The organism is Paracoccus sp. NSM (assembly GCF_052379855.1).
In the GTDB taxonomy this organism is placed as follows: Bacteria; Pseudomonadota; Alphaproteobacteria; order Rhodobacterales; family Rhodobacteraceae; genus Paracoccus.
In genome coordinates, this window is record NZ_JBQTCG010000004.1 from 1 (window position 1) to 16,629 (window position 16,629).

Consider the following 16,629-nt stretch of genomic DNA (forward strand, 5'->3'; position numbering starts at 1 on the left):
CCGCATGGAGAATGACCCGTTCAGATCAAAAGCGGCAGAAGGGGATCGGCGTCGCGCTTACCGACTTCCACAGCCTGATGGGCCGCCATCCGATCACTCTGCCGGAATACATCAGCGCCAACCGTCATATGTTTGTTTGAGGCGAGCGTCGCGTCACGTCCCACCGATCTTCTTGCCGATGCGGGTCGGCATGATCCGCAGTGGTTTGAGGTCGTTGGACGTGGTGGCGGGTGGCCGGAACCGGGCTTTTGTCGTTCCGGCCACCCGCCCACCGCCAGCAGATGGCGGTGGGCGAATGAAAGGGGCCCCGAACCCTCAGACCGCGCGCAGATCCTCGAGGATCAGGGCTTCGGGCAGGTTCTGATAGCAGACCGGACGCAGAAAGCGGCGGATCGAGAGCGTGCCGACCGAGGTCGCGCCGAAATTGGTCGAGGCAGGATAGGGGCCGCCATGGACCATCGAATCGGCCACCTCGACGCCCGTCGGGAAGCCGTTGCAAAGCACGCGGCCCGCCATCCGTTCCATCACCGGCAGCAATCGTCGGCCAAGGTCGGCATCGCCATCGTCAAGCTGAAGCGTCGCGGTCAGCTGGCCGCCGAAACCGGATGCCACCGCCTCGATCTGCAACGCATCCGGCACACGCACGATCACGCCGAGGGGGCCGAAGACCTCTTCGGCCAGATCGTGGTTGCCAAGGAAATCGGCGGCGGAAACCTCGAAGAGATAGGGCAGCGAAGTCCGGCCCGAGCAGTCCTGTTCCAGAAGCGCGCGCACGCCCTGCCCCGCCGCGATGCGCGCGGCGCCCTCGCGGTAGGCCTCGGCCATGCCGTCGGTCAGCATCACCTGCGGCTGCGCGTCGGCCAGCGCCGCGCGGGCGGCTTGCGCAAAGGCATCGGCCTCGGGACCGTCCACGATCACGGCGATGCCGGGATTGGTGCAGAACTGCCCCGCGCCCATCAACAGGCTCGCAGCCCAGCCCTTGCCGATCGCCTCGCCCCGCGCGCGCGCGGCCTCGGGCAGAACGAACATCGGGTTGACGCTGCCCAATTCGCCGAAGAACGGGATCGGCTCGGGGCGGCTGGCGCAAAGGTTGTAGAGCGCGCGGCCCCCGCCGAGGCTGCCGGTGAAGCCCACGGCCTTGATGCGCGGGTCCTGGACCAGCGCCTCGCCCACGTCACGCTTGCCGCCCTGCACGAGCGAGAAGATACGCGGGTCCATGCCCAGTTTCTCGATCGCCGCGGCGATGGCGTCCGCGACGATTTCACCAGTGCCGGGATGGGCGGAGTGGCCCTTGACCACCACCGGACAGCCTGCGGCCAGCGCGGCCGCCGTGTCGCCCCCCGCCACAGAGAAGGCCAGCGGAAAGTTCGACGCGCCAAAGACCGCAACCGGCCCGATGGGACGCTGGATCATCCGCAGGTCCGGGCGCGGCAACGGCTGGCGGTCGGGCAGCGCGGCGTCATGGCGGCGGTCGAGATAGTCGCCCTTGCGGATATGGTCCGCGAAGAGGCGCAGCTGGCCGGTGGTGCGGCCGCGTTCGCCCTCGAGGCGCGCCTGCGGCAGGCCGGTCTCGGCGCTGCCGATGGCGGTGATCGCCTCGCCGCGGGCCTCGATCTCGTCGGCGATGGCGTCCAGCAGCCTCGCGCGTTCCTCGCGGGTGGTCGCGGCAAAGCCGGGAAAGGCGTCATGGGCGGCGGCGCATGCTTCGGCCACCAGCGCCGGCGTCCCGGCCGAGAATTCGTGCGACGTGCCCGTGGCGGGCGCGGACGAGAACCGCCCCTCGCTGCGCGTCTTGCGGCCTGCGATCCAGTGGTCTCCGTGGGGGATATGGGTCATGTCAGCGTCCCGTCCTTTCACGCCATGCGGCGTATTTCGTCAGGTTTTCCTCGTCCGTCGCCGGATAGAGGCCGATGATGCCAGCGCCCGCCTGCACCTGTTCCAGCACGAAATCCTCGTAGGATTCCATGCCCGTGCATTCCTCGGCGATCTCGTCGGCCAGATGGGCCGGGATGACCATCACGCCGTCGCCGTCGCCAAGCATCACGTCGCCCGGAAAGACCGGCGCATCGCCGCAGCTGATCGGCACGTTGATCTCGATGGCCTCGTGCAGGGTCAGGTTCGTCGGCGCCGAAGGTCGCGCGAAATAGGCCGGCATGTCCAGCGCGCCGATGCCCGCAGCATCGCGCACGCCGCCATCAGACACAACCCCCGCCGCGCCGCGCATCGCCAGCCGCGTGATCAGGATGGATCCGGCGGTCGCCGCGCGGGCATCCTTGCGGGCGTCCATGACCAGCACGTGACCCTCGGGGCAGGTCTCGACGGCGACGCGCTGCTTGTGGTCGCGGTTGCGGAAGACGGTCAGCGGGTTGCGGTCCTCGCGCGCGGGAATGTAGCGCAGGGTGAAGGCCTGGCCGACCATCGTGACCTTCTTGCGCTCGACCGGGGTGACGCCCTGGACGAACTGGTTGCGCAGCCCGCGCTTGTAGAGGGCGGTCGCCACGGACGCAGTCGAGACCTTCTTCAGCTTCTCGCGCGTGGCGTCGGACAGGACGTAATCGGTCATGCGGTTTCCTTCTGGGCAAGGTTGTTGTCGGCAATAAAGCGGTCCAAGAGCGCCTGCTGCGCGCGGGTCAGCGGCCAGGCCGAGGGCGGGCGCGTCGGCCCGCAATCCAGGCCCTGCGCGATCAGCGCGGCCTTCACGCCGGTGACATTGGTGCCGTTCATCTCCTGCGCGCGGATGTCCTCGAAGACGCGCATCCGGTCGATGAGGGCGTTGGCCTTGGCGTAGTCGCCCGCTTCCAGCGCGGCATGGATGGCGACAGAATGCTCGGGCCAGATGTTGATCAGGCCCGAGGTGAAGCCCCGCGCGCCCACCGCGTAGAAGGTCGGTGCCCAGACCTCGGCCAGCCCGCCGACCCACACGATCGAGGGGTCGCAGGCGGCCTTGGCCTCGGCCAGTTTCTGGGGATTGGGCGTGGCCCATTTGACGCCCCGCACGCCGGGCACGGCGCAGAGATCGGCGATGGCCCCCGTGCCGATGGCGTCGTTGCGCAGGTAGATCATCATCGGCAGCCCGCCCGAGGCGTCCGCGACGGCCTTCAGGTAATCCACTACACCGCGCGGCGCGACGAAGGGATCGGGCGGCTGATGCACCATCAGCGCCGCCGCCCCCGCATCTGCCGAGGCACGCGCCAGCCGCAGCGCATCGGGCAGCGCGCGCCCGACGCCCGCCAGCAGCGGCGCGCGCCCGGCGATGAGGCCCGCGACCTCGCGCACCATCGTGCAGGCCTCATCGGTGGTCAGGGCGTAGAACTCACCCGTATTGCCGTTGACGACCGGCATGTGCATCCCCGCCCCAAGCGCCCGGTCGATGATCGGTGCCAGCCGCGCCGGGGCCACGTTTTCCCCCTCATAGGGCGTCACGAGGATACCCGAGATGCCCGTCAGGGCCTGATCCAGCGTCATCATCAGAAGATCTCCGGCTCGCCCGCGGCAGGGCCGAAGCCGCGCTCGAGAAAGGTGAAGTCGCAGCCCTTGTCCGCCTGCGTCACATTCTGCGAGAACATCCAGCCCCAACCCCGCTGATAGCGCGGCTCGGGCGCTTTCCATGCGGCGCGGCGGGCCTCGATCTCGGCCTCGTCCACCAACATGTCCAGACGCCGGTTCGGCAGGTCCAGCCGCACGATGTCGCCGGTCTTGAGCAGCGCCAGAGGCCCGCCGATGAACGCCTCGGGCGCGGCGTGCAGGATGCAGGCCCCGTAGGAGGTGCCCGACATCCGCGCGTCGGAGATCCGCAACATGTCCCGGTGGCCCTGCTTGATCAGCGCCTTGGGGATCGGCAGCATTCCCCATTCCGGAAAGCCCGGGCCGCCGAGGGGACCGGCGTTGCGCAAGACCATCACCGTGTCGGGCGTGACGTCGAGGTTCTCATCATCCACCGCCGCCTTCATCTCGGGGTAGCTGTCGAAGACCAGCGCCGGGCCTTCGTGGACGTGGTATTTCGGATCGCAGGCGGCGGGCTTGATGACCGCGCCGTCGGGGCAGAGGTTCCCGCGCAGCACCGCCAGCGAACCCTCGTGGTAGACCGGGTTCGACAGGGGGCGGATCACGTCGTCGTTGTGGACGACCGCGCCTTCCAGGTTCTCGCCCATGGTCTTGCCGGTGACGGTCAGGGCGGTCAGGTCCAGCCGGTCCTCGATCTGCTTCATCAGCGCGCGAAGGCCGCCCGCGTAGAAGAAATCCTCCATCAGGTAGTCCTTGCCCGAGGGCCGGACATTGGCGATCAGCGGTGTGGTGCGGCCAAGCGCGTCCAGATCGTCCAGCGTCAGCGGGACGCCTGCACGGCGCGCCATGGCGATCAGGTGGACGACGGCGTTGGTGGAACAGCCCGTCGCCATGGCGACGATGGCGGCATTGCGGACGGCGGCCTCGGTCACGATGCGGTCGGGGGTCAGGTCCTCCCACACCATTTCGACGATGCGGCGGCCGCAATCCGCGGCCATGCGCTGGTGCCCGCTGTCCACCGCCGGCACCGACGAGGCGCCGGGCAGCGTCAGGCCCATCGCGTCGGTGATCGCGGTCATGGTGCTGGCCGTGCCCATGGTCATACAGACGCCTGCGGACCGCGCGATGCCGCCCTGCAAGCCCTGCCATTGCTGGTCGGTGATGTTGCCGGCGCGGCGTTCGTCCCAGTATTTCCACGCATCCGAGCCGGACCCGAGCCGCGTGCCCGCATAATTCCCCGCCAGCATCGGCCCGGCGGGCAGGTAGATCATCGGCACACCCGCCGTCAGCGCGCCCATCACCAGCCCCGGCGTGGTCTTGTCGCAACCGCCCATCAGAACGACCCCGTCCAGCGGGTGGGCGCGGATCTGTTCCTCGGTCTCGATGGCCAGAAGATTGCGATAAAGCATCGAGGTCGGCTTGGTGAAGCTTTCATCGACCGACAGCGAGGGCAGTTCCACCGGCAGGCCGCCCGCCTGAAGGACCCCGCGCTTCACGTCGGCGGCGCGTTCGCGGAAATGCGAATGGCAGCTGTTCAGCTCGGACCAGGTGTTCAGGATGCCGATGATGGGTCGGCCCATGAAGTCGGCCTCGGAATAGCCCAGCTGCATCATCCGCGAGCGGTGGCCGAAGCTGCGCAGATCGTCGGGTGCGAACCAGCGGGCGGAACGAAGTTGGTCGGGGGTCTTGGTCATGGTCTGTCCTTGCGCAGGGGCGGTCATTCTTCGCCGCCGAGCTTGAGGGGGTTCGCCGCTGCGGGACGACGCGCGTTGCGCCATTCGCCCCAGAGCTGCCAGGCAATCGAGATGACGGCCAGCGCGAGGAACGTCCCCGCGATCGGGTTCGTGACGAAACCCATGTAATCGCCGCGCGACAATTGCAGGCCACGGCGGAAGCTGGTCTCGGCCATCGGGCCGAGGATGAAGCCGATGATGAAGGGGGCGGTCGGCATCCCCGCCTTAACGAAGGCATAGCCAAGGACGCCGAAGCCCAGGATCGTCCAGATGTCGAAGACCCGGCTGCCAAGGCCGAAGGCCCCCACCGCACAAAGGACCAGGATCACCGGCAGCAGGATGTGCTTGGGGATCGCCAGCAGGCGGATGAAGATGCGAAGGCCCCAGAATTCCAGGATCAACATCATGACGGCGGACACGATCAGTGCCGCAAAGATCGTGTAGACCAGCGGGCCCTGCGTCAGGAACAGCATCGGGCCGGGCTGGATACCGTGGATCATCAGCCCGCCCAGCAGGATCGCGGTGACTGCATCGCCCGGAATGCCAAGCGTCAGCAGCGGGATCATCGCGCCGCCGATGCCCGCGTTGTTCGCGGTCTCGGAGGCGACCACGCCCTCGATCGTGCCCTTGCCGAACTGTTCTGGCGTTTTCGAGCGTTTCTTGGCGACGATATAGCTGATGATGTTCGAGGTGCCCGCGCCGATCCCCGGCAGGATGCCGATGCTGACACCCAGAGCCGCGCTGCGCAGGGCGTTGGGGATCTGGCCCAGGAACTCGGCCATCGAGAAACCGAAGCCCTTGATACGGACCATCGCGGCCTTGGCGCTGTCGCCGATGGGGTTGCGCGAGGTCTCGGCGACCTTGATGATCTCGGCCACGGCGAACATGCCGACCAGCACGGTCAGGATGTTGAACCCGGCGTTCAGTTCGACCTGGCCAAAGGTGAAGCGCGCGGTCGCGTCCACCGGCGCGATGCCCACGGTCGAGACGGCAAAGCCCAGCACGCCCGCAAAGATACCCTTGGCCATGGACCCCGAGGACAGCGTCGCGATCAGCGTCAGCGAAAAGACCGCGATGGCGAAATATTCATGCGGTCCAAAGGACAGCGCCACCCGCGCCAGCGTCGGCGCGATGAACATCAGCGCGCCGATGGAAATGATCGTGCCGATGAAGGAAAAGACGATGCCGACGCCAAGCGCCTTGGCGCCCTCGCCCTTTTCCATCATCGGGCCGCCGTCGAAGGTCGTGGCGATGGAGGATGGCGTTCCGGGGATCTTGAGCAGGATGGCCGAGATCAGGCCCCCCGAGGTCGCACCCACGAACAGCGCGATCAGCAGGCTGATCCCCGCCGCGGGCCCAAGGCCGTAGGTCATCGGCAGGCACAGCGCGATGGCCATGACCGCCGTCAGGCCGGGGACGGCGCCGAAAACGATGCCCACGGCGACGCCCGCCGTGATCAGCAGGAAGATCTGCATCGAAAAGACGTTGCCGAAGCCTTGCAGAAGAAGATCGAACATCGACAGCCTCTCAGTTCAGCATGGCTGTCAGCGGCCCGGCGGGCAGCAGCAGGTCGAAGCCATAGCGGAATGTCGCGAAGATCAGCCCCGAGGCCAGGACGGCCAGACCGGCATAAAGCGGCAGCCGTCGCCCGGTGCCCTGCGGGGTCAGGACCATGAATTGCAGGAACAGATAGATCGCCGTGGCGATGGGAAAGCCCAAGGGCCGTAGCGCCGCGATATAGCCCGCGATCAGCACCAGCGTCACCGCGACGGTGGCCATGTTGCCCGCACCCGTTGCGACCGGCGCTGCGGGCTTGCGCAGCGCGCCCACCAGCTCGGTCAGGCCCAGCCCGATCATCATCCAGGCCAGGATCGTGGGCACGGTCGTCGCGTCGACGCCCTCGCGTTCGGGAAGGCCCGCGATCATGCCCAGATAGCCGAGGCCTGCCCCGGTCATCACCAGGGCGATTGCCGTATCCTTGAGCCGCATTGCAGCCCCCTTGCCATGTCAGGTTGAAAGGCGGGCGCGACGCGCGCGCCCGCAAGGGATCAGCGCGCGGCCTGCAGCGCCTCGCGGTAAGGCATGTAGGCGTCGCGGATCGCGTTCAGACGCTCCATCGCCTCGGCCTGGGGCAGGAAGCTGACCGGCTGGCGGAAGCCCTGCTCCAGATCGGTGGCATATTCGGGGATCTGGGTGATCTGCTCCATCACCTCGCCCATCTTGGCGACGATCTCGGGGTCGGTCCCCTTCGGGAAGGCGATGATATAGGGGTTGTTCATCACGAAATCGACGCCCTGCTCGGCAAAGGTCGGCACGTCGCCCAGCAGGGCGTTACGCTCGTCGTTGGGCTGGCCCAGCACGACCATCTGGCCCGAGGTGACATAGTCCTGCACCGCACCATAGGCGATGCCCGCCACGTCGATCCGCCCGCCCAGAAGGTTCGCGATCTTTTCCGAAGCCGAGCCGGTATCCACGACCATCATCTCGGCGCCGGTCTCCTGCTGGAAGATCAGGCCCTGCAAGTGGGAATAGCCGCCGAACTCGGTGCCGAAGGTGACGCTGCCCGCCTCGGCCGCCTGCACGTCCTCGACCGAGGTCAGGCCCGAGCTGGCGCTGGCCACGAAGACCGCGCCCTGATCGATGGCGGGGATGCAGCAGATCTCGAAATCGTCGATGCCGTAATCGGCCAGGCCCGAAACCTCGGTCACGATCAGGTGGCCGGTATGACCGAACAGCATCGTGTAGCCATCGGGGTCCGCGTCGCGCACGGCCGAGGTGGCGATGGTCGCGCCGCCGCCAGGCATGTTGGTGATGACCATGCTGGTGCCGGTGATCTGCTCGAAGTAACGCGCCATCGTGCGGGCGTTGAAGTCGGTGTCGCCGCCGGGGCTGGCCCCGATGATGACGTTGACCGTGCGCTGCGGCCAGTCGGTCTGCGCCAGGGCGGCGGTGCCATAGAGGCTGCCGGCGATACCGGTCAGCGCGATCAAAGCCTTTAGGTTCATGTCGGTTCTCCTCCCAACGGGCAGATTGCCCTTTGCCCATCTGACGCACTAATATATTTGTAAAGCCGCGGCAACCCCGATCTTGCTTGCGAGTCAAGGCATCTGCTGGCAGTGCGGAAGCAGGGAGCAGAGGATAAAGGCATGCTGAGGCGCAGACGATCACGAGCCGACATCGTTCATGACGAACTGCGGCACCTCATTGTGACGCTGAGGCTGCAACCCGGCCAGCCATTGCCTGAAAAGGACCTGTGCGAACGCTTCGGCGTCAGCCGCACGCCGCTGCGCGAGGCGATCCTGCGACTGGCCGAGCATGGGCTTGTCACCATCGCGCCCCAGCACGGCACATTCGTCGCCGGGATCTCGCCCCGTGCCGTCCGGCTTGCCCATTTCATGCGCGAGAATCTCGAGATTCCGGCCTTCCGGCGACTGGCCCTGCAACCCGAGCCGGATCTGAAGCCCGCGCGCCAGATCCTGCTTGCGCAGAAGATCGCGGCCGCCCGCAACGACCAAGCCGAGTTCATCCTGCTTGACGACCGGTTCCACGAGGCGCTGTTCGAGGCCGCCGATCTTCAGGAGGTCTGGGCCGTCATCCATGCGCGCAAGGGCCACCTGGACCGCGTGCGCTTCATTCAGGGCAATGCCCGCGGCAGCGTCGAAGTGCCGCTGGCCCAGCACGAGGCGATCCTGCAGGCGCTGTCGGCCCGTGACCCGGATCAGGCCGCCGACCTTCTGCGCGAGCACATCGCCGGGTCGCTGACCTTCATGGAGCGGCATCTGCGCGAGCAACCCGACATGTTCCTCGACGACGACGCAACCCAGCCCCGGAGGGCCTCGTGACAAGCGAAAGCGGCATCGTCGAGGACCTGCGCCGCCGCATCCTGTCGCTGGACCTGCCCCCAGGCGCGATCCTCTCGCGCTCGGACCTGACGGCGCGCTACGGCACCAGCTCGACGCCCCTGCGGGACGCCCTGCTGCGGCTGCGCGACGAGGGGCTGGTCACGATCATGCCGCAATCCCGCACACAGGTCACCCGCATCGACCTGAACCATGCGCGCCAGATCCACGTCCTGCGCAGCACGGTCGAGGCCGAGGCCACCGCGCGCATCGCCGCCGAGCCGCCTGACGGGCTTTCGGATCAGCTTGCGACGCTGATCCGGATGCAGGAGGACGAGGCCCGGCGCGGCGACATGGATGCCTTTGCGCGCCTGGACCTGGCCTTCCACGAGGCCCTGTTGCATGCGGCCAGGCTGGACGCCGTGCATCGCGTGATCCGACGCGAAAGCGTCCATATCGACCGCCTGCGCGCCCTGCATCTGATGCAGCCCGAAAAGGCGCAGCAGATCCTGACCGACCACAGGTCCATTCTGGACGGAATCACCGCCGCTGACCCGGCTGCGGCCCGCGAAGCCATGCGCCATCACCTGTCCCAGTCCATCCTGCTTGGCGAGCAATTGACGCGCGAGCGACCCGAATTCTTCGAGACAGAGCGGCACTGACCCGTCAGGCGGGTCAACGGGCCGCCAAAGATGACACAGGGCCGCCCGTGAACTCTTGTGCGGCGATGCCGATGGCGCCGCCGGCGGCAAGTCCGCCCCTCATTCCTGCACCGGCAGGGTGTAAAGCCCCTCTGACCGGTCCAGATGCGCGCGCATGGCCTCGACGGCGGCATCGGCGTCCCGGTCCTGCATCAGCGCGACCAGCCGTTCATGTTCGCGGATGGTCACGTCCTCGTTCCCCGACCAGTGCAGCAGCACGCCGTGATACTGGAACAGCCAGCGCAGCATCGACTGGCTTGTGGCGATCAGGATCGGGTTTCCGGTGATCTGCGCGATCCGGTTGTGGAAATCCATATCAAGAGACACGAAGGCATCGGCGGTGCCGATCGCATCCCGCTGCCGATCGACCAGCTGGCGCAGATCGTCCAGATCGGCTGGTGTCGCCAGCGGCACGGCCGTGCGGATCATGCCGCATTCGAACATCCGCCGCGCTTCCTTCAGATGCTCGAGGTGGCTCGGTTCCGAAGAAAGAAGCATCCGCGCCACATCGTCCACGCGGCTGAGGACGCTGCCTGCGCTCAGTTCGTTGACCCTGCTGCGCTCGCCATGGCTGATGGTGATGAGGCCCATCGTGTGAAGATGCTGCAATGCTTCGCGGACGGCGGGCCTGCCGACGCCGAACCGTTCCATCAGGTCCCGCTCGGAGGGCATGGGCGCACCGGGGGGCAGTTCGCCCCTGGCCATGAGGTCCTGCAGGCGCTCAAGCACCTGGTCGGACAGCTTGCGCCTTACGATCCTGTCGTCAGAGTGGTCCTTGCTCATCCGCGCTCCGTGCATCCGTTGCCCTTCATCTAGGCGCAGATGCAGCGGCGCGCAAATCCTTGATGGTCCAGCCAAAGGGCGGAATGCGGCCGGGCCGGGGGGTCAGGTTTGCCGTGATGCGGGTGTCGCCTGCCTCAAGCACCGCCTCGGGCCCCGCTTCGGCCCGCCCGACCGGCCTTCCCGCAAGCCGTGCCAGCGCCGCGACCGCCTTTGCGACGGGCCGCGCCGTGCCGTCATCGCGCCAGAGGCCACGCGGACCGTAAAGCGATGCCGGTGTCCAGACCGTGACGCCGGACGGCGCGATGGCAGCCGCCAGGCCGATCGCATAGGCGGCGGCAAAGGCGCCGTCCTGCCGGGGATCGTCGTCCGCCATGCAGATCCGCCGTCGGTCCGGGTTGCCGATGGTGCGGCTGCCATAAGGGTTCTGGCGCATCGCGATCGTCGAGGGGCCAAGCCGATACCCTGCCCCGCCGATGATGGCGCGGGCCGAGGCCAGAATATGCGGCACCGCCTGAAGGGTCTCGATCACGGACAGGTCGTCGGCGGCGTGAACGATGGGGCAGAGCCCATGGGTGACAAAGTCCAGACCCTCTGGCGGGCGCTTTCGGTTGAGTTCGGGAAAGAAGCTGGCCACGCCACCGCCGAGGGCAAGACCCGGAAAGGCCGCGCGCGCGGCGCTGGCGATCCGATCTGCGGGCGGGCATGGCGGCCAGTCCGAACCGGGCGGCACCGATTGCCGGTCCACGGCGGGCGTGACCATGACCGACGCCGCGCGCATGCCCGACGCCGCAAGCGCGCGTCCATGCGCCGCCAGCTCCGGGGCGGGGTCGGCGGTTCCGGGGCAGGCGGCGATCAGTTCAAGATCGAATTCCATGTCCGGAAAGGGCGCCTGCAGCGCGACAAAGGCCGCGAGGTCTGCGTCCAGCGGACCCTGCGTCGCGTCAAGGTGACAAAGCAAGCGCTGAGGCCGGATGCCCGACAGATCCTGCGGATGATCGAGGGCACGACGCGCCTCTGCCGCCGTCAAGGCCAGCGCCGTTTCGGGAAAGCGCGGCTGTGGCACAATCAGGCGCGGGGATGGAACGCAGGCGACGGCGGGGGCCGGGTGCCAGCGGATGCGGACGCGCTGATCCAGCGCGGGACCCTCGGGCAGGGAATAGGGCCAGGGCAGCGCCAGCGGGCGATTATAGGTCTTGAAGGACGCGTCGCCCCATTGGCGCTGGTCCTCCATCTCGAAGACGTCGCCTTCCAGCTTGCACGCGACACGCCACCCGGCTGCGTGGTGGGTCAAGGCCGCGATCTGCTGAAAGGGTTGCCACGGCGCGATCAGATCGGGCATGTGGGCATGGGTCTCCGAGCCGTCCGGATGCGTCACCGTGACCGCTGCGCCCGCGACGCCCTCGATCGGGTGCAGCACGGTAAAGCCGGTGCGGTTCGTCCAGACCTCGCCATGCGCCCGGGCGGTGGCGTGGCAATCCAGCCCCATGGCGTCCAGCCGCAGCGTGATCCGCGCGTGCAGGCGACCTGTCCCCATCTCGTAGTCGGCATCGTAGCCGATGGTGACGGCATCCGGCGTTTCCTCGACCGTCAGGTCCGACAGGACCGCCGGAACCGTGCCCCAATCCCGGTCGCGGACAAGGAACATGACGCCCCGGATCGCCTCGACCCCGCCGATACTGAGGTGGCGCAGTTGACCATCCTCCAGCGTGACCTCTGCCGGACCCGCGCGAAGCTCACGCCGCGCGGGCAGGGGCTCGTCGGTGCCATAAAGCGCCCGGCTCATGCCAGCGCGACCCGGCTGCGGGCTGCGGCCGAGGCATAGGCGGCCTCGACCAGCGCCAGCGTCTTCAGGTTGTCGCGGCCCGAGGTCTCGGGCTCTCGTCCCTGCCCGATGCAATCGACAAAGTGCTGCTGGATGATCTGCACGCTTTCCTGAATGTTGTGCCATGGCCGCTCGGCCCATGGCAGCAGCGGGGGCGACAGGTCGCGCACATCCTCGGCCCCCGCCGACTGGATGGTCAGGCGATAGCCCGCCTCCAGCCGCAGCGTGCCCGTATCGCCGTCGATCTCGATCAGCGTCTCGGGGAATGTCTCGGGTGTGCGGCGGGTCGCGTATGAGCAATCCACGACCGACGTCGCCCCTTTGTGGTCCAGCAGCATCGTCGCCACATCCTCGCCCTTGATGTCGGGGTTGATGCGCGTGGTGCTGGCGGCCAGATGCGTCACGTCGCCCAGCAGCGCCCGGGCGATATCCAGGATGTGAATGCCAAGATCCTGGATGATGAATCGCGGGTCCGTGGCCAGATAAGGCTGGCCCGAGAACACGTCATAGCCCGAGCGAAAGCTGATGCGGCCGAAGAAGGGCGTGCCGATGGCGCCGCCGCGCACGGCCTCGATGGCGGCGCGAATAGGCGACTGCCAGCGGAAGTTCTCGTGCACCATCAGCCTGCGGCCGGCGGCCTCGACCGCGTGGACCATGGCGCGGGCATCCTCCAGCGTGTCGGCAAAGGGCTTCTGACAGATGACGTGCAGGCCCGCGCGGGCCGCCATCTCGACCAGCGGGCGGTGCGAGGGGACGGTGGTCGCGATGTCCACAAAGTCCAGATCCTCGGCCGCCAGCATCTCGGCCGCGTCAGAGTAGCGGCGGGCAATGCCGAAACGCTCGCCCGTCGCGGCCAGCCGCTGCGGGTCACGGTCGCAGATCGCGGTGATGCGGGCGCCGTCGCAACCGGCCCATCCGTGAAGCTGGTTCTGCGCGAAGAAGCCGCAGCCGATCAGTGCGCCGTTCAGCATGTCAGGCCCTCGCCTCGGATTGCAGGACCACGCGCGCCTGCAGTTTCTGCTGGGCCTGGTCGACCACGACGGCGGCGATGATAACAAGCCCCTTGATGACCGTCTGCCAGAAGGACGACACGCCCATCATCACCAGCCCGTCGGACAGAACGCCGATCACGAAGGCGCCGACGATGGTGCCGCCGATCCGCCCGCGCCCGCCCGACATCGAGGTGCCACCAAGCACCGCCGCCGCGATGGCGTTCAGCTCGAAGCTCTGGCCGGTGGCGGGGTGGGCGGCGACCAGCTGCGAGCTGATGATGAGGCCCACCAGCGCCGCACAGAAGCCGCTGAACATGTAGACGAACAGCTTGATCCGCCCGACCTTGACGCCCGACAGCGCCGCGCCGCGTTCGTTCCCACCGACGGCGTAAATATAGCGGCCAAGGGGCGTGCGGCGCGAGATATAGGCGGCCGTGAGCGCCACGGCGATCAGCATCCAGATCGAGATGGGCAGGCCCAGAAAGTTCCCCGCCCCGATCAGCCGAAACGTGTCCGAGCCGTATTCGGCATTGCCGTTCAGGTTCGGGAATGTCCGCCCGTCCGAGAACAGCATCGCGGCCCCCCGGCAGACATAAAGCGTGCCAAGCGTCGCGATGAACGGCGCGACGTTGAGTTTCGTGATCAGAAACCCGTTGATCGCGCCGATGGCGATGCCGACGGCGGCGACGATCAGGCAGATCTCGACCGTGTTGAAATGCATCGTCCAGCCAAGGCCGATGTCGATCCCGTTCAGGATCAGATACCCCGCCACCATGCCGCATAGGCCCACGATCGAGCCCACGGACAGGTCGATCCCGCCCGAGATGATCACGAAGGTCATGCCGATGGCGAGAAAGGCGTTCAGCGCGACGTGCTTTGACATGATGACCATGTTCGCAGTCGACAGAAAGTTCGGCGCGGCAAAGGCGAAAAAGGCGAAGACGACGATCAGCGCGATGAAGGTCCGCGCCTTCAGCAGCACCAGCAGGGCTTGCGTCGACTGGTGGCGCGTCGCGCCGGTGGGGGCGGCGATGTCGCTCATGCGGGGATCTCCTGCTTGGTCGTGGGCGCGTGGCCCTTGGCGGATGCGGCGACGATTGCGGTCTCTGAGGCCGCGGCGCGCTCGAAGCGGCCGGTGACGCGGCCGTTCGACATGACGACGATGCGATCGGACAGGGCCATCAGCTCTTCGAGGTCCGAGGTGACGAAGACGATGCCCAGCCCCTCGGCCGCCAGTTCGCGCATGACGCGGAAGACCTCGGCCTTGGCGCCAATGTCGATGCCGCGCGACGGCTCGTCCATCAGCAGGACCTTTGGCCGCGTTATCAGCGCCTTGCCGATGACGACCTTCTGCTGGTTCCCGCCCGAAAGGCTTGAGACGGGGTTTTCCATCGACGCGATCTTGACCGTCAGCCGCTTCACGAAATCGCGCACCGTCCGCCGCTCGGCCCCGAGGTCCATGTGAAAGCCCCTGGTGATCGCACCAAGGCTGGACAGGGTCATGTTCTCGCGGATGGGCATGATCTGGACAAGGCCGTCATTTTTGCGGTCCTCGGGGATCAGGGCGATGCCGCGCCTGATCCGGCCCGCGACGCCGCCGCGCGAGGTCAGGGGCTTGCCGTCCACGAACATCCGGCCCGTGGCATGCGGATGCCGGCCAATGACGCATTCCAGAAACTCGCTGCGGCCCGCGCCCATAAGGCCGTAAACGCCGAGGATCTCGCCCGCCCGCAGGTCCAGACTGACGTGATCGACCGCAAGGCCCCCGCCCGCGCGGGGCAGGCAGACGTCCTCGGCCCGGAAGACCTCGGGGCCGAAGTCGTGGGTTTGGGCTTTCGCGTAATCCTTGCTGGCCTCGCCGATCATGCTGCGGACGATCCAGGCAAGATCGACGCCCTCCATCGGGCGGGCGCCGGTGATGGTGCCGTCGCGCAGGACAGTGATGTAGTCGCCGATCCGCAGCAGCTCTTCCAGCCGGTGCGAGATGTAGACGATGCCGACGCCCTGCCGGCGCAGGTCACCTATGACGCGGAACAGGATCCCGACCTCGGTGGCCGAGAGGGCGCTGGTCGGTTCGTCCAGGATCAGGATGCGGGCGTCCTGCGCCAGGGACTTGGCGATCTCGACGATCTGCTGCTGGCCCACGCGCAGATCGCCGACCAGCGCGTCGGGGTCGATGTCGTGTTCCAGCCGCGCCATCAGCGCCCGCGTCTCGGCCCGCTGCGCGGCCATGTCGATGTCGATGCCGGCGCGGGTGCGCTCGCGGCCGATGAAGATGTTCTCGGCCACGGTCATGTTCGGGAAGAGGTTCAGCTCCTGGAACACGATGCCGATGCCGTGGCGGCGGGCGTCGTCGGTGCCGTTCAGGCGAACCTCTTTCCCGTCGATCAGGATACGGCCGTCGGTCAGTTGCTCGACGCCCGCGATGACCTTCATCATCGTGGACTTTCCGGCGCCGTTCTCGCCCACCAGCACGTTGACGGCGCCCATGTGCAGGTCGAAATCGACCGATTTCAGCGCGAGGGTGCCGGGATAGACCTTGGTGCCTCCGCGGATGGACAGGCCGATGGTCATGGCCGGGCCTGCAAGGCAAGGGGCACCATGACCCAGTCGGCACCCGCCGCCGTCAGGGTCATCGCGCCGGTGACAGTCATGTGCTGGCCGGTCAGATCGCCCTCGGGCAGCGCCAGCCGCTGATGGGCCTGATCATTCAGCGCGCGGGCCAGCTTGGCGAATTCGATCTGGTCGCGGAAATCGGTGAAGGTCAGGAAGTCCAGCGCGTCGCGCAGCGCGGTGCCGCGGATCACTGGACCCAGTTGCACGGTCACATCGCCGGCACCGTCGCCGGTCGTGTCCAGCGTCACGCTTGCGGCGCGCGAGGCGCGATCCGCGGCCACCACCACGCCCTCGGCGGTCACGATGAAATTCCACGGGCTGCCCTCGGCCGCGGACCGGATGCCATGCGCCGTCCCTGCCCCGTCAAGTCCCCCGGCAAGCGCATCCCGCAGCGCAGGCGCGGTGACGGCGCGGTCGTTCAGGTAGCCCGGCAGCCGGTCATCGAAGATCTCGGCCGCCCGCAGCGCCATGCGCTGATCATCGTCCAGCGGCGCGGCGGCGGCCTGATCCTCGGGACTTGGGTTCGGCACGATCTTGCAGGCAGGCAGCACGGCCGCAGCCAACATCCCCGCCAGAAGGGCGGTCTTTGCAAAAGGCATCCGTCTATCCCCCGGATGAAGAGGCCCGGCGCAGCCGCCG

At 67.6% G+C, this 16,629-nt stretch carries 15 protein-coding genes; 2 read left to right on the forward strand and 13 right to left on the reverse strand.

The window, feature by feature from the left end; translation table 11 throughout:
- Positions 1 to 315: 315 nt before the first annotated feature.
- The 7 genes from ACTZWU_RS08270 to ACTZWU_RS08300 are packed head-to-tail and all read right to left on the reverse strand — an operon-like array spanning position 316 to position 8,242.
- Entirely contained in the window at positions 316 to 1,836 is a 1,521-nt protein-coding gene (locus ACTZWU_RS08270; protein ID WP_444736882.1) for an aldehyde dehydrogenase (NADP(+)), read from the reverse strand.
- Position 1,837: 1 nt separating this feature from the next.
- A complete protein-coding gene (locus ACTZWU_RS08275) occupies positions 1,838 to 2,563 on the reverse strand; it encodes a ribonuclease activity regulator RraA (RefSeq protein WP_444736883.1) in 726 nt (241 codons plus the stop codon).
- The gene (locus ACTZWU_RS08280; RefSeq protein WP_444736884.1) at positions 2,560 to 3,468 is read right to left on the reverse strand and encodes a dihydrodipicolinate synthase family protein; all 909 of its coding nucleotides are present in this window, start codon (positions 3,466 to 3,468) and stop codon (positions 2,560 to 2,562) included. The genes ACTZWU_RS08275 and ACTZWU_RS08280 overlap by 4 nt, the downstream gene beginning before the upstream one ends.
- Positions 3,468 to 5,198 (reverse strand): L-arabinonate dehydratase, encoded by a 1,731-nt coding sequence (gene araD, locus ACTZWU_RS08285; RefSeq protein ID WP_444736885.1) that lies wholly within the window; start codon positions 5,196 to 5,198, stop codon positions 3,468 to 3,470. Before araD ends, ACTZWU_RS08280 begins: the two co-directional genes overlap by 1 nt.
- A gap of 23 nt (positions 5,199 to 5,221) precedes the next feature.
- Complete coding sequence (locus ACTZWU_RS08290) at positions 5,222 to 6,754, reverse strand: tripartite tricarboxylate transporter permease (protein ID WP_444736886.1); 1,533 nt, start codon at positions 6,752 to 6,754, stop codon at positions 5,222 to 5,224.
- Between the two features lie 10 nt (positions 6,755 to 6,764).
- A complete protein-coding gene (locus tag ACTZWU_RS08295) occupies positions 6,765 to 7,226 on the reverse strand; it encodes a tripartite tricarboxylate transporter TctB family protein (RefSeq protein ID WP_444736887.1) in 462 nt (153 codons plus the stop codon).
- 59 nt (positions 7,227 to 7,285) lie between these two features.
- On the reverse strand, positions 7,286 to 8,242 hold the full coding sequence (locus ACTZWU_RS08300) for a tripartite tricarboxylate transporter substrate binding protein (protein WP_444736888.1): 957 nt from the start codon (positions 8,240 to 8,242) through the stop codon (positions 7,286 to 7,288).
- Between the two features lie 141 nt (positions 8,243 to 8,383).
- Here ACTZWU_RS08300 and ACTZWU_RS08305 point away from each other — a divergent pair, with 141 nt between their 5' ends.
- Together ACTZWU_RS08305 and ACTZWU_RS08310 are read left to right on the forward strand one after the other, a co-directional pair.
- Positions 8,384 to 9,079, forward strand: a complete 696-nt coding sequence (locus tag ACTZWU_RS08305; protein WP_444736889.1) for a GntR family transcriptional regulator — start codon at positions 8,384 to 8,386, stop codon at positions 9,077 to 9,079.
- Positions 9,076 to 9,738 carry a GntR family transcriptional regulator gene (locus tag ACTZWU_RS08310; RefSeq protein ID WP_444736890.1) on the forward strand — a complete coding sequence of 221 codons (663 nt, stop codon included), beginning with the start codon at positions 9,076 to 9,078 and terminating at the stop codon, positions 9,736 to 9,738. The genes ACTZWU_RS08305 and ACTZWU_RS08310 overlap by 4 nt, the downstream gene beginning before the upstream one ends.
- 99 nt (positions 9,739 to 9,837) lie before the next feature.
- On the opposite strand, the gene nanR is transcribed toward ACTZWU_RS08310, so the two are convergent.
- Genes nanR through ACTZWU_RS08340 form a run of 6 tightly spaced genes read right to left on the reverse strand, consistent with a single transcriptional unit; the run spans position 9,838 to position 16,589 of the window.
- Complete coding sequence (gene nanR / locus ACTZWU_RS08315) at positions 9,838 to 10,560, reverse strand: transcriptional regulator NanR (protein ID WP_444736891.1); 723 nt, start codon at positions 10,558 to 10,560, stop codon at positions 9,838 to 9,840.
- Between the two features lie 25 nt (positions 10,561 to 10,585).
- The gene (locus ACTZWU_RS08320) at positions 10,586 to 12,343 is read right to left on the reverse strand and encodes a hypothetical protein (RefSeq protein WP_444736892.1); all 1,758 of its coding nucleotides are present in this window, start codon (positions 12,341 to 12,343) and stop codon (positions 10,586 to 10,588) included.
- Positions 12,340 to 13,353, reverse strand: a complete 1,014-nt coding sequence (locus ACTZWU_RS08325; RefSeq protein WP_444736893.1) for a Gfo/Idh/MocA family protein — start codon at positions 13,351 to 13,353, stop codon at positions 12,340 to 12,342. Before ACTZWU_RS08325 ends, ACTZWU_RS08320 begins: the two co-directional genes overlap by 4 nt.
- A 1-nt stretch (position 13,354) precedes the next feature.
- Entirely contained in the window at positions 13,355 to 14,416 is a 1,062-nt protein-coding gene (locus ACTZWU_RS08330; protein ID WP_444736894.1) for an ABC transporter permease, read from the reverse strand.
- Positions 14,413 to 15,948 (reverse strand): sugar ABC transporter ATP-binding protein, encoded by a 1,536-nt coding sequence (locus ACTZWU_RS08335; RefSeq protein WP_444736895.1) that lies wholly within the window; start codon positions 15,946 to 15,948, stop codon positions 14,413 to 14,415. The genes ACTZWU_RS08330 and ACTZWU_RS08335 overlap by 4 nt, the downstream gene beginning before the upstream one ends.
- The gene (locus tag ACTZWU_RS08340; RefSeq protein ID WP_444736896.1) at positions 15,945 to 16,589 is read right to left on the reverse strand and encodes a DUF2291 family protein; all 645 of its coding nucleotides are present in this window, start codon (positions 16,587 to 16,589) and stop codon (positions 15,945 to 15,947) included. The genes ACTZWU_RS08335 and ACTZWU_RS08340 overlap by 4 nt, the downstream gene beginning before the upstream one ends.
- Positions 16,590 to 16,629 lie beyond the last annotated feature (40 nt).

Bases quoted from the DNA above. Each gene is read 5' to 3' on its own strand.
- ACTZWU_RS08270 (WP_444736882.1), bottom strand. From the start codon at position 1,836: ATGACCCATATCCCCCACGGAGACCACTGGATCGCAGGCCGCAAGACG.
- ACTZWU_RS08275 (WP_444736883.1), bottom strand. From the start codon at position 2,563: ATGACCGATTACGTCCTGTCCGACGCCACGCGCGAGAAGCTGAAGAAG.
- ACTZWU_RS08280 (WP_444736884.1), bottom strand. From the start codon at position 3,468: ATGATGACGCTGGATCAGGCCCTGACGGGCATCTCGGGTATCCTCGTG.
- araD (WP_444736885.1), bottom strand. From the start codon at position 5,198: ATGACCAAGACCCCCGACCAACTTCGTTCCGCCCGCTGGTTCGCACCC.
- ACTZWU_RS08290 (WP_444736886.1), bottom strand. From the start codon at position 6,754: ATGTTCGATCTTCTTCTGCAAGGCTTCGGCAACGTCTTTTCGATGCAG.
- ACTZWU_RS08295 (WP_444736887.1), bottom strand. From the start codon at position 7,226: ATGCGGCTCAAGGATACGGCAATCGCCCTGGTGATGACCGGGGCAGGC.
- ACTZWU_RS08300 (WP_444736888.1), bottom strand. From the start codon at position 8,242: ATGAACCTAAAGGCTTTGATCGCGCTGACCGGTATCGCCGGCAGCCTC.
- ACTZWU_RS08305 (WP_444736889.1), top strand. From the start codon at position 8,384: ATGCTGAGGCGCAGACGATCACGAGCCGACATCGTTCATGACGAACTG.
- nanR (WP_444736891.1), bottom strand. From the start codon at position 10,560: ATGAGCAAGGACCACTCTGACGACAGGATCGTAAGGCGCAAGCTGTCC.
- ACTZWU_RS08320 (WP_444736892.1), bottom strand. From the start codon at position 12,343: ATGAGCCGGGCGCTTTATGGCACCGACGAGCCCCTGCCCGCGCGGCGT.
- ACTZWU_RS08325 (WP_444736893.1), bottom strand. From the start codon at position 13,353: ATGCTGAACGGCGCACTGATCGGCTGCGGCTTCTTCGCGCAGAACCAG.
- ACTZWU_RS08330 (WP_444736894.1), bottom strand. From the start codon at position 14,416: ATGAGCGACATCGCCGCCCCCACCGGCGCGACGCGCCACCAGTCGACG.
- ACTZWU_RS08335 (WP_444736895.1), bottom strand. From the start codon at position 15,948: ATGACCATCGGCCTGTCCATCCGCGGAGGCACCAAGGTCTATCCCGGC.
- ACTZWU_RS08340 (WP_444736896.1), bottom strand. From the start codon at position 16,589: ATGCCTTTTGCAAAGACCGCCCTTCTGGCGGGGATGTTGGCTGCGGCC.